This window comes from Pseudomonas sp. M5A4_2d, assembly GCF_053345295.1.
On sequence record NZ_JBKEZW010000003.1, the window covers coordinates 351,709 to 366,397 of the forward strand.

The 14,689-nt window shown below is 60.9% G+C and carries 10 protein-coding genes and 1 pseudogene; all 11 read right to left on the bottom strand.

Annotated features, from left to right (window positions below; translation table 11 throughout):
* Positions 1 to 3: 3 nt before the first annotated feature.
* The 11 genes and pseudogenes from ACLBW8_RS12100 to hutH all read right to left on the bottom strand — a co-directional run bounded on the left by ACLBW8_RS12100 (position 4) and on the right by hutH (position 14,658).
* On the bottom strand, positions 4 to 804 hold the full coding sequence (locus ACLBW8_RS12100) for a transporter substrate-binding domain-containing protein (protein ID WP_447805525.1): 801 nt from the start codon (positions 802 to 804) through the stop codon (positions 4 to 6).
* A gap of 169 nt (positions 805 to 973) precedes the next feature.
* Positions 974 to 3,561, bottom strand: a pseudogene (gene mdoH, locus ACLBW8_RS12105) (glucans biosynthesis glucosyltransferase MdoH); the annotation flags it as partial.
* Entirely contained in the window at positions 3,554 to 5,320 is a 1,767-nt protein-coding gene (locus tag ACLBW8_RS12110; protein WP_316963677.1) for a glucan biosynthesis protein, read from the bottom strand. The pseudogene mdoH and the gene ACLBW8_RS12110, both read right to left, overlap by 8 nt.
* Positions 5,321 to 5,586: 266 nt before the next feature.
* Positions 5,587 to 6,024, bottom strand: a complete 438-nt coding sequence (gene dtd / locus ACLBW8_RS12115) for a D-aminoacyl-tRNA deacylase (RefSeq protein ID WP_043047266.1) — start codon at positions 6,022 to 6,024, stop codon at positions 5,587 to 5,589.
* Positions 6,021 to 6,992, bottom strand: coding sequence for a prolyl aminopeptidase (gene pip / locus ACLBW8_RS12120; protein WP_447805444.1), 972 nt, complete (start codon positions 6,990 to 6,992; stop codon positions 6,021 to 6,023). Before pip ends, dtd begins: the two co-directional genes overlap by 4 nt.
* A 105-nt stretch (positions 6,993 to 7,097) precedes the next feature.
* Positions 7,098 to 8,027 (bottom strand): alpha/beta hydrolase, encoded by a 930-nt coding sequence (locus ACLBW8_RS12125; RefSeq protein WP_447805445.1) that lies wholly within the window; start codon positions 8,025 to 8,027, stop codon positions 7,098 to 7,100.
* Between the two features lie 244 nt (positions 8,028 to 8,271).
* Complete coding sequence (locus ACLBW8_RS12130; RefSeq protein WP_447805446.1) at positions 8,272 to 9,219, bottom strand: choline ABC transporter substrate-binding protein; 948 nt, start codon at positions 9,217 to 9,219, stop codon at positions 8,272 to 8,274.
* Positions 9,220 to 9,477: 258 nt separating this feature from the next.
* Positions 9,478 to 10,278, bottom strand: a complete 801-nt coding sequence (gene hutG, locus ACLBW8_RS12135; protein WP_447805447.1) for an N-formylglutamate deformylase — start codon at positions 10,276 to 10,278, stop codon at positions 9,478 to 9,480.
* 29 nt (positions 10,279 to 10,307) lie between these two features.
* Positions 10,308 to 11,513: an imidazolonepropionase gene (gene hutI, locus ACLBW8_RS12140; protein WP_447805448.1), complete on the bottom strand. Its 1,206-nt coding sequence runs from the start codon at positions 11,511 to 11,513 to the stop codon at positions 10,308 to 10,310.
* Positions 11,514 to 11,528: 15 nt separating this feature from the next.
* Complete coding sequence (locus tag ACLBW8_RS12145) at positions 11,529 to 12,938, bottom strand: amino acid permease (RefSeq protein ID WP_128589509.1); 1,410 nt, start codon at positions 12,936 to 12,938, stop codon at positions 11,529 to 11,531.
* Positions 12,939 to 13,119: 181 nt separating this feature from the next.
* On the bottom strand, positions 13,120 to 14,658 hold the full coding sequence (gene hutH, locus ACLBW8_RS12150; RefSeq protein WP_221293726.1) for a histidine ammonia-lyase: 1,539 nt from the start codon (positions 14,656 to 14,658) through the stop codon (positions 13,120 to 13,122).
* Between the last annotated feature and the right edge of the window lie 31 nt (positions 14,659 to 14,689).

The following is a 14,689-nucleotide window of genomic DNA, read 5'->3' on the forward strand; positions in this document are numbered from 1 at the left end:
CGATCAGTCCATCTCCCCGACCCAGGCGGTGTCCTTGAACCACTTGTCATGGAGCCGATCGTAGGTGCCATCCTGCGCTATTTGATTGAGGAAATGATTGATCCAGTTAAGGCTGTCGTAATCACCTTTCTTCAGGCCGAATGCCAGGGGCTCAAAGGTAAACGGCTGCTCAAGTGCAAAAAGTGTGTGGTTTTCCGGCCTGGCCATCGCAATCAGGTTGTAGGGTGCGTCATGAATGAAAGCATCGGCCTTGCCCTCCACCACCTGCCGCACGCCTTCTTCCGGGGTGGCGAAACTGCGCAGGCGAGCGGCGCCCAGAAAACGTTGCGCCGCGGCTTCCCCCGTGGTTCCTTCAATGGCGACGATCCGATAACCCGCCTCATCCAGGTCTTCTATGCTGGAAACCTTGCCGGCAAGGCTCGGATGCAGCAGTACGGTCTGGCCCACCACGATAAAGGAGTCGCTGAAATTCAGCTTGAGGTTGCGCTCCTGGGTCACCGTCATACCGCTGCCAATCAGATCAAACTTTTTCGCCATCAGCCCCGGCAACAACTCGGTATAGGGCACCGCCACCAGTTCCAGCTCGACGCCCAAGGCATGGCTCATCGCCTGGAGCAGGTCGATCTCAAAGCCTACGATGCGCCCCTGCTTGTCCATCATTTGAAAGGGCACGTAGGTGGGCGTGGTGCCGACTTTAAGCACTCCACGCCGAACGGCATCATCTAGGATGCCGGCATTCACCCAGCCGGCATAAGCCAATGCGACAACGCCGATCAGCCACGCCGAACAATACCTTTTGATCATGAATCCCCCTGCGGCCTCGTCAATGTGGGGGGCGATGCTACCCCAGCAAAAGGCACGACAATACGTCTCGAACAAAGGTCTTTTGTTTCGAAATAACAAGGGGTTAGGGCTAAGAGGAAGAAGCGTGAAACGCTGTAGGACCAGCGCTTCGAACACCCCCGAGGTGAGCCCTCGGGGGCGTCTGAATCAGGCCAGTTGGGCCTGGGACGACAGCGGTTGCAGCGGCAGCAATGGCGCGTGCGGATCAGCCTTGATCGATTCACGCCAAGCGCCGAGCCACTCGGCGTGGCCTTCGCTCCACACCTGCTGGTGCAGACGAGCCAGGGCCACCGGGTCACTGAGCAGCGCCAGGCGCTCGCCGTTGTTGAGGCCGGCAGGGCCGACTTTCAACGCGTGGCGGACACGCTCCTGACGCAGGTGCTCGATCGGCTCCGCCTCACGGTGACGCGAGGTCGCCAGGGCGCAGGCCAAGGCGTTTTGCTGCGGGTCGACCACCGAACGCACAAACCCGTCATTGAGGGCGTGCCAACGGTTTTCGTGGGTGTACTTCTCGGTCGACAACAGGGCTTGCGGCGGATTGTATTCCTCGGGGATCAGGAACAGGCTCTCGTCGCGGGACTTGAGGCCCAGCTTGACCCGGCTGGAAATCACCGACACTGGAATCGACAGCATCAGCGAACCCACGATCGGGATCAGCCACCACAAGAAGCTTGGGTTCAACCACACCACCAACAGCGCCCACAGGAAGCCGAGCAGGGTTTGTGGACCGTGGCGCTTGACGGCCTCGCTCCATGGCGTGGAATCGTCGTCACGCTGCGGCGAGTTCCAGGTTGCAGCCCAGCCGAGGAACGCGGCGAGCACGAAACGGGTGTGGAAGATCATCCGCACCGGCGCCAGCAGCATGGAGAACAGCATCTCCAGAAGCATCGACAAGGTCACCTTGAACTTGCCACCGAACTCTTTCGCGCCCTTGGCCCAGATCAGGATGATGCTCAGCAATTTAGGCAGGAACAGCAGCACAATGGTGGTGGAGAACAGCGCCACCGCCTTGTCCGGATGCCATTGCGGCCACAGCGGGTACAACTGGCGTGGCGCCATGAAGTACTGCGGCTCCATCAGGGTGTTCACCGCCAGCAACGCCGTCGACAACACCAGGAAGAAGAACCACAGCGGCGCCGACAGGTAGGACATCACGCCGGTCAGGAACACCGCGCGGTGCACCGGGTGCATGCCTTTTACCAGGAACAGGCGGAAGTTCATCAGGTTACCGTGGCACCAGCGACGGTCACGCTTGAGTTCATCCAGCAGGTTCGGCGGCAGCTCTTCATAGCTGCCCGGCAGGTCGTAGGCAATCCACACGCCCCAACCGGCACGGCGCATCAGCGCTGCTTCAACGAAGTCGTGGGAAAGAATCGCACCGGCAAACGCACCTTTACCAGGCAACGGCGCGAGGGCGCAGTGCTCGATAAAGGGTTTCATGCGGATAATGGCGTTGTGGCCCCAGTAGTGCGACTCACCCAACTGCCAGAAGTGCAGGCCTGCCGTAAACAGCGGGCCGTACACGCGAGTGGCGAATTGCTGCATGCGCGCATACAGGGTGTCCATGCCCGACGCACGTGGCGCGGTCTGGATAATCCCGGCATCCGGCGTGGCTTCCATCAGCCGCACCAGGCTGGTCAGGCATTCTCCGCTCATCACGCTGTCGGCGTCGAGCACCACCATGTATTTATAGTCACCGCCCCAGCGACGGCAGAAGTCGTCGAGGTTGCCGCTCTTGCGCTTTACGCGACGGCGACGACGGCGATAGAAGATCTTGCCGAAACCACCCGCTTCGCGGCACACGTCGAGCCAGGCTTGCTGTTCGGCGATGCAGATGTCGGCTTCGTTACTGTCACTGAGGACGAAGAAATCGAAGCGATCCAGGTCGCCCGTGGCGGCTACCGATTCAAACGTCGCGCGCAGACCGGCAAATACCCGGGGCACGTCTTCGTTGCAGATCGGCATCACCAACGCTGTACGGGCATCTTTCGGAATCGGCTCGTCCCCGGCACTTTTACCGGAGATCCGGTATTTATCGTGACCGGTGAGCAATTCGAGAAAGCCCATCAGCGCGGTCCAGAAACCGGCCGAAACCCAGCAGAACAAAATCCCGAACATGATCAGGATGCTGGTTTGCAGGGCGTAAGGCAGGACCTGGGTGGCGGTTTGCAGCAGGGTCTGATTGCGAACCTCGTCGAAGTCGACCAGCGACCAGCCCTGGTACGGCATGATGCCTTTCATGTACCAGCCGGCGACGATGGTCTGGCCGAGCATCAGCACCAGCAAGATATAGCGACGGATCGAACCCACGGTACGCCAGCGAGCCGCTGGCAATACACGCTCGTCCTTCGGCGGGGCCGGAGGGTTGGTGCGACCGGTCATCCGGCGCCAACCGCGCACCAGGATGTTGGTACGCCAAGGCTCGGGCACCACTTTGGTCCGACGGATCGGCGGCGTGGCTTTCAGGCAAACACGGCCACTGGCGTCGAGCGCCAGCATTTCCGCATCTTGCAGCTCTTCAGCGGTGTTGAGGGTCAGCCGACGGCCAACCGACGCTTGGGCAGCGTCGGAAGGTGCGTCAAAAGTTGCGGACGACAAACGTTGGTGCAGCTCGCTGAAGGAAGTGCAGCCCGCCAGTTCGGCGCGCTGCTCTGCGGTCATCGGGAGGTGCGCCAGGTACTCGGACAGAGTCTCGGGCGTAACTTGAGAATTACTCATCGGCAGGCAACTGATAGCTCCAGGTCTCGGTCAGGACATGTTCTGTCTTGGCCTGATCTGGGTTAGAGAGTGGAGTGGCTGAGGCAGCGTCTGGCTGCTTAGCTTCCTTGTCTTTCGCGTCTTTAGCTTCTTTAGCTTCTTTCTTGGCCTGTTTCTCGTGTTGCTTGGCCAAAAGCTTGTCGGCTTTGAGCACTTGGGTCGAGACCTTCTCAGGCTCAGGTTTCACGATGTCCTCAACCAGTGCGGCACGCATTTCGGTCGGCTTGCCTGCGTCCTTGATCTTCATGCGCAGGGTCAGGCGCCAGCCTTTGGTGTGCTCGTTGTAGCGCACACTGTTTTCAACGATTTCGGCGTTGTCGCCAACACTCACCTGGCTGCGAACCGGGGCATCCGCAGGCAGGTTCTTCAGGGCCGGGCCCTCGAAGTCCACCAGGTAAGCCACGCTGCCGTCAGGCTGACGGATCAGGTTGGATTGCTTCACGTCACCCGTGGAACGCAGGGTTTGCTTGACCCAGGCGCTGTCGGCCGGGTGCAGGGCTTTTTCGTCCATGGTCCAGTGCAGGCGGTAGCTGACGTCCAGCGGCTCGCCGACTTTCGGCAGCTCGGCCGGGCTCCAGAACGCAACGATGTTGTCGTTGGTTTCGTCGGCGGTCGGAATCTCTACCAGGTCGACGGAACCCTTGCCCCAGTCGCCTTCAGGCTCGATCCAGGCGCTTGGGCGCTTGTCGTAGTTGTCGTCCAGGTCTTCGTAGTGGCTGAAGTCGCGGCCACGTTGCAGCAAGCCGAAGCCGCGCGGGTTCTCGACGCTGAAGTTACTGACAGACAGGTGTTTAGGGTTGTTCAGTGGGCGCCAGATCCACTCGCCGTTGCCGGCATGGATCGACAGACCGCTGGAGTCGTGCAGTTCACGACGGTAATTAAGCACTTTCGACGGCTGGTTGGCGCCGAACAGGTACATGCTGGTCAACGGGGCAATGCCCAGTTTGGTGACCTTGTCGCGCAGGAACATCTGCGATTTGACGTCGACAACAGTGTCGGTGCCAGGGCGCAGGGTCAGGCGATAGGCGCCGGTCGCGCGTGGCGAATCCAGCAGGGCGAAGATCACCAGCTGTTTTTCACCCGGTTTTGGACGCTCGATCCAGAACTCGGTGAAACGCGGGAACTCTTCACCGGACGGCAACGCAGTGTCGATCGCCATGCCACGGGCGGAAAGGCCATAGGACTGGCCTTTGCCGACGACGCGGAAGTAGCTGGCGCCGAGCATGGTCATGATTTCGTCTTGCTTGTCGTCTTTGTTGATCGGGTAAAGCACACGGAAACCGGCGTAACCCAGTTGTTCGGTGGACTTTGGATCATATTTCACGTCGCCGAAATCGAAACGAGTCGGGTCGTATTTGATTTCATGAACGCTGTCGGTGGTCACTTCGTTGATTTTCACCGGCGTGTCGAAGTGCATGCCCTGGTGATAGAAGGACAGTTTGAACGGCGTGTTCTGGTCGGCCCATTCGGCTTTTTCGTTACGGAAACGAATCTTCTGATAGTCGGCGAATTTCATTTCGCGAAATTCGTTCGGCAGATTGCTGCGCGGAGCTTCGTATTTCTGCCCGGCCAGCTCTTTTGCCTTGGCCGACACATCATCCAGACTGAATGCCCACAGTTGACCCGCGCCGAACAGGCAAAACAGGGCAGAGCCCGTTACCAGTGCGTTTCGTAACCGTTTGGCAGACAATTTTGGTGCATTACAGGGACTAACAATCACGAGCAACCCTCGCCGAAAACAGATCAAAAAACCAACGGCCAGCTATCTATATGCCAGGTTGGCGAGCATTGTTCCGACTCCCCTGGGTCAAAATGATTCCCCAATGGTCGCCGGACAAGTCTCTACCTAAGTCAAAAATGGACCAAACAACGCTGATCCCCGTAGCGCGCGATTATCTAGTAGCCCGCGAAACAACGCATCAGGGACAACGAAGTATTTGTAGCGAAACCCTGCGTTTTTAGGCATTAAAGTCGTTTTTAATACATTCATGTCTGTAAGAGGAAGGTCACAGGGCCATCATTGACCAAATGCACCTGCATATCCGCACCAAAACGCCCTGACGCCACCTTGCCATGCAATTGTTGCGCTTGTAACAACAAGTGTTCAAAAAGCGCTGCTCCGAGTGCCGGAGGGGCCGCCGTGGAGAAGCTCGGCCGCAGCCCGCTTTTGGTATCCGCCGCCAGGGTGAACTGCGACACCAGCAACAAACCGCCACCGATATCCTTCAAGGACAAGTTCATTTTGCCCTCGTCATCGCTGAATACCCGGTAGTTAAGCAGCTTGTGCAACAGTTTGTCGGCGCTCTCGGGCGTATCTGAAGGTTCGACGGCTACCAGCACCAACAAACCCTGGTCAATTGCCCCTACGACTTCGCCCGCAACCTCGACCCGGGCGCCACGCACCCGCTGCAACAGGCCCTTCATGCTTCTTCTGGCGGCAGATCAAGCAGGCGACGTGCCATCTCGCCGGTCGCGCGCACCAACGCATCGGTAATGCCGGGTTCGGACGCGGCATGGCCCGCTTCGCGGATCACTTGCAGCTCACTGTTGGGCCACGCCTGATGCAGCTCCCAGGCATTGTCCAGCGGGCAGATCATATCGTAGCGGCCATGAATGATTACGCCAGGCAGATGGGCGATCTTGTGCATGTCGCGAATCAGCTGGTTCGGCTCCAGGAAGGAGTCGTTAGTGAAGTAGTGGCACTCGATACGCGCAATGGACAGCGCGCGCTGCGGCTCGGAAAAACGCTCGACATGCTGCGGGCTCGGGCACAGGCCCAGCATACGGCCTTCCCAGCCGGACCAGGCTTTGGCGGCGTGCATCTGGGCGATCTGGTCGTTGCCGGTCAGACGCTTATGGTAGGCCGCAACCATGTTGTGGCGCTCATCCGCCGGGATCGGTGCAAGGTAGTCCTGCCAGTAATCGGGGAACATGCGGCTCGCACCTTCCTGGTAGAACCAGTGGATGTCTTGCGGGCGAGCCAGGAAGATGCCGCGCAGGATCAAGCCATGCACACGCTCAGGATGGGTTTGTGCGTAGGCCAGGGAAAGGGTCGAACCCCAGGAGCCGCCGAACAGCACCCATTTTTCGATGCCCAGGTGCTCGCGGATGCGCTCAAGGTCGGCGACCAAGTCCCAGGTGGTGTTGTTTTCCAGGCTCGCGCGAGGGGTGGAGCGCCCGCAGCCACGCTGGTCAAAGGTAACGATGCGGTAAAGGTTCGGATCAAAGTAGCAGCGGCTCTGGGCGTCGCAACCGGAGCCAGGACCTCCATGAATGAAGACGACGGGCAAGCCTTCGGGGGAGCCACTTTCATCGACATACAGCGTGTGGGTGTCATCGACTGCCAGATCGTGCCGGGCGTAGGGTTTGATCTGCGGGTACCAAGTCTGCATTGCGCGCTCCGTAGGGTGTCGGGTTCATCCCTGGGGGGACGTCTATTATTTTTTGCCGTCTGGCATCATAAACCCGAATTGTGCAATGAGCATGTCCTTGAGCGCTTAGACCTGTGTCAGCCCTTCGCTCCTCAGGTAATGCAGCAGATAGTCGTACAGTTGATCCACCTCCGGCACTTGGCCGCGCGCGCGCAAGCAGCCGTGGACCAGACCCTTGCCCGGATACAGCACGGCGGACACGCCCGCCGCTTGCAGGCGTTCGGCGTAGAGCACGCCGTCATCGCGCAGCGGGTCGAACTGGGCCACGGCGATCAATGCCTTGGGCAAACCGCTGAAATTCTCGGCCAGCAGTGGCATGGCATAGGCCGACAGATTGCCGGCGCCCAGCAGGTAGAGCGCCAGGTAGCAGTCGGTGTCGGCGGTGCTGAGCAAAGGCGCGTCCATGCAATCACGGCGCGACGGCAAATCAGACGCGCCGCCCAACCCCGGATAAATCAGCACTTGAGCCAGAGGCAGCGGCTGGCCGTCATCGCGCAAGCCCAGGCACAACGCCGCAGCCAGGTTGCCACCCGCGCTGTCGCCCACCACTACCAGGCGCTGCAGGTTAATGGCGTGCGGCCCCTCGCCTGCCTGGATCGCCTGCCACACCGCGCGGCAATCCTCGTAAGCCGCCGGGAACGGGTGTTCGGGGGCCAGGCGATAATCGATGGCGATCACCAGCACCTGCAACGCATCTGCCAGCTCGAAGCTAATGAAGTCATGGGAATCCAGCCCACCGACCACCCAGCCGCCGCCGTGCATATAGAGCAGGCACGGCCAGCCCTCTGGCGGGGTGGGTGTGGTGGGAAGATAGCTGCGCACGCTCACACCGCCGAGAGAATAGTCCCAGACTTGCAGCCCTTCCGGCTTCGGCGGGGTGAATGCCTGGCACATCCGGTCGTAATTCCGGCGCAACCCCACCAGCGATGAGTCGTCGCTGCTGAAGGATTCGGTCTGTGTGACGAAGGCTGCAAGCTGCGGAGAAATCGGATACATGCGCAAATATCCCAAACGATGGTGATCCAAATGTGGGAGCGGGCTTGCTCGCGAAAGCGGTGGGTCAGTCGCCAGGTAAGCTGCCTGGCGCACGCAAATATCCCTGGCGATGAAATCAAATGTGGGAGCTGGCTTACCTGCGATAGCGGTGTGTCAGCCACCCGTTCACTGCCTGAGACTCCGCCATCGCGGGCAAGCCCGGCTCCCACATTTGCGCTCTATTATTAGGTCTGGCGCGTAAGGTTCAGGGTTTGAGGCTGTCGTGTACGGCCGCCACGCCATCGCTGCCATCAAACGCCGTAACCCCGGCCAACCAGCGCTGCAAATCCTCGGGGTGATCACGCAGCCATTGCCTGGCCACATCCTGCGGCGACTGGCGCTCCATGATCGGCACCATCAACTGGCTTTCCTGGGCCGCGGTGAAGGTCAAGTTCCCCAACAAGCGGTTGGCGTTGGGGCAGCGCTCGGCGAAGTCCGGCGCGGTGACGGTAGAGACGGTCGCGCGACCTTCATCAGCGCCAAACACATCTTCACTGCCGGTGAGGTAGGCCATTTTCATATTGATGTTCATCGGGTGCGGGGTCCAGCCGACGAACACCACGAACTCCTTGCGATTCACCGCACGCTGCACCGCCGCCAGCATGCCCGCCTCACCAGAGGCGACCAGCTTGAAGTCGCCGAGGCCGAAGTGGTTGGTGTCGATCATTTTCTGGATATCGGTATTGGCACCGCTGCCGGGCTCGATACCGTAGATCTTGCCGCCCAATTTATCCTTGAAGCGGGCAATGTCGGCAAAGGTTTTCAACCCGGCATCGGCCACGTATTGCGGCACGGCCAGGGTGGCCTGGGCGTCAGAGAGGCTGGGCGTGTCGAAGACCTTGACCTGCTTGGCGGCCAGGAACGGCGCGATATTGTTGTCCATCGCCGGTTTCCAGTAGCCGAGGAAGATATCCAGGCGCTTGTCGCGGATGCCGGCAAAGATGATCTGCTGCACTGCACTGGTCTGCTTGCTGTCGTAGCCCAGGCCGTTGAGCAGCACGTCGGCCATGCCCGAGGTCGCGATCACGTCGGTCCAACTGACCACGCCCATGCGCACGGCTTTGCAGGAGGCCGGTTCAGCGGCCATGGCTTGTGCACTCAGGAGTGCGGCGCCGATGAGGGTCAACAGGTAACGGTTGAACGGTCTTTTCATGAAAGAGGTCTCACTCGGCAGGTTTTATTGTAGGGAGTGGCGTCTGGCGCGCCCTACTCACAACCTTACCCAGCGGGACCTCTGTTAACACGACCTGTGGCGACCGGCAGTTGCACTGAGGCGACCGTGAGGCCGCCATCGCGGGCAAGCCCGCTCCCACACTTGATTGAGTTCCAACATGAGAATGCGATCAAAATGTGGGAGCGGCGGTGCGACGGTTCGACTTGCTCGCGAACGCTATTTCAGCAGCACCGAAAATTACCGGTAGTGCTTTTGCCCCCAGTTCAGGAACCCTTCCAGCAATTGCTTCAACACCACCCGCGTCGGCTCGGCCAGATCAGGCCGATAACGAAACGGCTCGAACTCTTCCATATACGCGCTCTGGCACAACTCCAATTGCACAGCATGGATATCCTGCGCCGGGTCGCCGTAGTGCCGGGTGATATGCCCACCCTTGAAGCGCCCGTTCAGCACGTGGGTGTACTGCGGATGATCGGCACAGATGGCTTCCAACTGGCTCGCCAGTTCAGGGTCACAGGCAGCGCCATTGAAGGTGCCAAGGTTGAAGTCCGGCAGCTTGCCGTCGAACAGGTGCGGGATCACCGAACGAATCGAGTGCGCATCAAACAGCAATGCATAGCCAAACTCAGCCTTGAGCCGCGCCAGTTCTTCTTGCAGGGCGCGGTGGTACGGGCCCCAGATCTTTTGCAGGTAGGTGGCGCGTTCCTCTGGGGACGGCTCCAGGCCTTCGCGGAACAACGGCACCCCGTCGAACAACGTCGCCGGGTACAGCCCGGTGGTGGCACCGGCGTACAACGGCTTGTCGTCCGAAGGCCGGTTCAGGTCGATGACAAACCGCGAGTACTCGGCCGACAAGGTGCTGGCGCCCAGCTCCTCGGCAAAGTCATACAACGTGGGGATGTGCCAGTCAGTGTCCGGCAGGCTTTGCGCCTCGGGGATCAACCCGGCCTCCACCGCGGGCGTCAGGCGCAGGCCGGCGTGAGGCATGCTGATCAGCAGCGGCACGCGGCCTTGTTTGAAGTTCAGAACCTTATCCACAGCGGTACTCCTCGTTCACAAAGGCAGCCTTAAACAGTGACATCGACGCCGTGGCGCACGACGCGTTTATCCAGCTCCCCGCCCAGCCAATAGGCCAGGTCGGCGGGACGATCAATCTGCCAGGCGACAAAGTCGGCGACCTTGCCCACCTCCAGCGAACCATGGGTCTCGCCCATGCCCAGCGCGGTGGCCGCATGTTGCGTGGCGCCTGCCAGGGCTTCTTCCGGGGTCATACGGAACAGGGTGCAGGCCATGTTCAGCATCAGGCGCACCGACAACGCCGGTGAGGTGCCGGGGTTGAGGTCGCTGGCGATGGCGATCTTCACGCCGTGTTTGCGCAAGGCCTCCATCGGCGGCAACTGGGTTTCGCGCAGGAAGTAGAACGCGCCCGGCAACAGCACCGCGACGGTGCCGGAAGCGGCCATGGCGATGGCATCTTCTTCGGTCATGAATTCCAGATGGTCCGCCGACAACGCGTGGTAACGCGCGGCCAGGCTGGAGCCGTGCAGCGACGACAGTTGTTCGGCGTGCAGCTTCACCGGCAGGCCAAGTTGCTGGGCGACTTTAAACACCCGCTCCACCTGTTCCGGGGAAAACGCCAGGTATTCGCAGAACGCATCCACCGCGTCCACCAGTCCCTCCGCTGCCAGGGCCGGCAGCATCTCGGTGCAGATGTGGTCGATGTAATCATCCGCGCGATCCTTGTACTCCGGCGGCATCGCATGGGCCGCCAGGCACGTGGCACGCACGCTGACCGGCAGCGCTTCGCCGAGGCGACGAATCACCCGCAGCAATTTGCGCTCGCTGGCCAGGTCCAGGCCGTAGCCGGATTTGATCTCCACCGTGGTCACGCCGTCGCGCAGCAGACTGCGCAGGCGCTTATGAGCGCTGGTGAACAGTTCATCTTCAGTGGCGGCACGGGTGGCGCGCACGGTGCTGGCAATACCGCCACCCTTGGCGGCGATTTCGGCGTAGCTCACGCCTTCCAGGCGCTGCTCGAATTCGCCGCTGCGATTGCCACCGAACACCGTGTGGGTGTGGCAGTCGATCAGCCCGGGGGTGACCCACGCGCCTTGCAGGTCATGCACCTGGGCGTAATCCGCCGCTGGCGCCTGGCTGCGGGGGCCGATCCACTCAATGAGCGAACCCGCTGTGACCATGGCGGCATCCTCGATGATCGAGTATTTGCCATGGGCCATGGTTGCGACGTGGCAGTGTTGCCAAAGCGTTTTCATCAACGCCTCCCTAAGTTATCGATGAGACAAAGCCGAGTCGTAATGGACCTTGGCCGCTTGCCCTGCGGCGGGCTTGACCCACAGCAGGTAGGCGAGCACCAGCAGCACGATCCAGACGGCGCCGACCAGCAAAGCGGCCTGGGTGTCCGGGAAGTAACCCAGCACGCCAAACACGAACAGCATGAACACAATGGCGGCCGCTGGCGCGTAGGGCCAGAACGGTACCGGGAATTTCAGCTCGGCGACCTGCGCCTTGGTCATCGAACGGCGCATCGCGACCTGAGTGAACAAAATCATCAACCACACCCACACCGTGGCGAAGGTGGCAATCGAGGCGATCAGCAGGAACACGTTTTCCGGGATCAGATAGTTGAGCACTACGCCGCCAAGCAGCGCCGCGCCCATCACCACCACGGTCATCCAGGGCACGCCTTGCTTGGACAACTGAGCAAAGCCCTTGGGCGCGTGGCCTTGCTGGGCCAGGCCGTACATCATGCGGCCGGCGCCGAAGATGTCACTGTTGATGGCCGAGACCGCCGCCGAGATCACCACGATGTTGAGGATGGTCGCTGCCGAGCCTATCCCTAAGTTGCTGAAGATCTGTACGAACGGGCTGCCCTGGCTGCCGATCTGCGGCCACGGGTAAATCGCCATCAGCACAAACAGGGTCAGCACGTAGAACAACAGGATGCGCAGCGGCACCGCGTTGATCGCCTTGGGGATAACGCGTTGCGGGTCCTTGGCTTCACCGGCGGTGATGCCGATGATTTCGATGCCGCCGAAGGCAAACATCACCACCGCAAACGAGGCGATCAAGCCGCCGATGCCATTAGGCATGAAGCCGCCGTGGGCCCAAAGGTTGCTGAGGCCACTGGCTTGAGTCTCACCCGCCGAGTGGATGCCGAACAGCATGATGCCGAAGCCGCCGAGAATCATCGCCACGATGGCGCCAACCTTGAGCAGCGACAGCCAGAACTCCATCTCGCCAAACACTTTGACGCTGCACAGGTTCAGGCCGCCGATCAAAAACACGATGCCGAGCACCCACACCCAACGCGCGACTTCAGGAAACCAGAAGCCCATGTAAATGCCGAAGGCGGTGACGTCGGCGAGGCAGACGATGATCATTTCAAACGCGTAGGTCCAGCCGAGGATAAACCCGGCCATGGGACCCAGGTAGGTACTGGCGTATTGGCCGAAAGAGCCGGACACCGGATTATGCACGGCCATTTCGCCGAGGGCGCGCATCACCATGAAGACGGCGGCACCGCCAATCAGGTAGGCCAGCAGGACGGCGGGGCCCGCCATCTGGATGGCCGAGGCGGAGCCATAGAACAACCCGGTGCCGATCGCAGAACCGAGTGCCATGAAGCGAATATGTCGGGCGCTGAGCCCGCGTTTCAAACCCTTTTCTTGCTGGTGCATTTCTCTTCCCTAGTTATTTTTATCCCGAGAAAATTCAAAGCTATCGCAAATTAAATGTGGGAGCTGTCGAGCTTTAGCGAGGCTGCGAAGGCGGTGTGTCAGGCAACAAAAATGTTGCCTGTGCCGACGCCTTCGCAGCCTCGCTGGGGCTCGACAGCTCCCACATTGGACAGCGGCGAGCTTAGAGGCTTGGCAGCAACTTGACCGGCACCAGCTCATTCAGGCAGCGGCTGGCGAGCAGCTCCGTGGCGGCGATGATGTCCGGGGCAAAGAAGCGGTCCTTGTCATAGAACCCGACTTTGGCGCGCAGGATGTCACGGGCTTTTTCCAGCTTCGGCGAAGTCTTCAGGCCGTCGCGCAGGTCCAGGCCCTGGCAGGCAGCCAGCCATTCAACGGCGAGGATGCCACGGGTGTTCTCAGCCATTTCCCACAGACGCTTGCCCGCAGCCGGGGCCATGGACACGTGGTCTTCCTGGTTGGCCGATGTCGGCAAGCTGTCGACGCTATGCGGATGGGACAGCGCCTTGTTCTCGCTGGCCAGTGCTGCCGCCGTCACCTGGGCGATCATGAAGCCGGAGTTCACCCCGCCATTGCCCACCAGGAACGGCGGCAGTTGCGACATGTGCTTGTCCATCATCAGCGAGATACGACGCTCGCTCAGGGAGCCGATTTCAGCGATGGCCAGCGCCATGTTATCCGCGGCCATGGCCACCGGTTCGGCGTGGAAGTTACCGCCGGAGATCACGTCGCCTTCGGCTGCGAACACCAGCGGGTTATCCGACACGGCGTTGGCTTCCACCACCAGCACTTCGGCGGCCTGGCGGAATTGAGTCAGACAGGCGCCCATCACTTGCGGCTGGCAGCGCAGGGAGTACGGGTCTTGCACCTTGTCGCAGTTCTGGTGCGACTGGGAGACCTGGCTGCTTTCGCCCAGCAGGTCGCGATAGGCCGCAGCCGAATCGATCTGCCCACGTTGGCCACGCGCCGCGTGAATACGTGCGTCGAACGGCGAGCGCGAGCCCAGCACGGCTTCCACGGTCAGGCCACCACACGCGAGTGCGCCGGCGAACAAATCTTCGCCTTCGAACAGGCCACGCAGGGCGTACGCGGTGGACACCTGGGTGCCATTGAGCAGCGCCAGGCCTTCCTTGGCGGCAAGGGTCAGCGGCGCCAGGCCGGCGACTTTCAGCGCTTCGGTAGCTTCCAGCCATTCGCCTTTGTAGCGCGCCTTGCCTTCGCCCAGCAGCACCAGCGACATGTGCGCCAATGGCGCCAGGTCACCGGATGCACCGACCGAACCTTTGAGCGGGATATGTGGGTACACCTCGGCGTTGATCAACGCGATCAGCGCGTCGATCACCTGGCGGCGAATCCCGGAGAAGCCACGGCTCAGGCTGTTGACCTTGAGCACCATGACCAGCCGCACCAGCGCATCGCTGATCGGCTCACCGACGCCGGCGGCGTGGGACAGCACCAGCGAACGCTGGAGGTTTTCCAGGTCTTCGCTGGCGATGCGGGTCGAGGCCAGCAGGCCGAAACCGGTGTTGATGCCGTAGGCGGTGCGATTCTCGGCGAGAATCTGCTCCACGCAGGCAACACTCGCTTCGATCTGCGCCGTGGCGCTGTCATCCAGACTGAGGGTTACCGGCTGCTGGTAGATGGCCCGCAGTTGGGCGAGACTCAGTTGGCCTGGAATCAGATTTAGCGCAGTCACATTCATACTCCTTGTGAATTGTTCTTGTGAATACTTC

What these genes read in the sequence shown, in the direction of transcription:
- ACLBW8_RS12125 (WP_447805445.1), bottom strand. Translation starts at nt 8,027, where the DNA reads ATGTATCCGATTTCTCCGCAGCTTGCAGCCTTCGTCACACAGACCGAA.
- dtd (WP_043047266.1), bottom strand. Translation starts at nt 6,024, where the DNA reads ATGAAGGGCCTGTTGCAGCGGGTGCGTGGCGCCCGGGTCGAGGTTGCG.
- pip (WP_447805444.1), bottom strand. Translation starts at nt 6,992, where the DNA reads ATGCAGACTTGGTACCCGCAGATCAAACCCTACGCCCGGCACGATCTG.
- hutI (WP_447805448.1), bottom strand. Translation starts at nt 11,513, where the DNA reads ATGAAAACGCTTTGGCAACACTGCCACGTCGCAACCATGGCCCATGGC.
- ACLBW8_RS12145 (WP_128589509.1), bottom strand. Translation starts at nt 12,938, where the DNA reads ATGCACCAGCAAGAAAAGGGTTTGAAACGCGGGCTCAGCGCCCGACAT.
- ACLBW8_RS12130 (WP_447805446.1), bottom strand. Translation starts at nt 9,219, where the DNA reads ATGAAAAGACCGTTCAACCGTTACCTGTTGACCCTCATCGGCGCCGCA.
- hutH (WP_221293726.1), bottom strand. Translation starts at nt 14,658, where the DNA reads ATGAATGTGACTGCGCTAAATCTGATTCCAGGCCAACTGAGTCTCGCC.
- ACLBW8_RS12100 (WP_447805525.1), bottom strand. Translation starts at nt 804, where the DNA reads ATGATCAAAAGGTATTGTTCGGCGTGGCTGATCGGCGTTGTCGCATTG.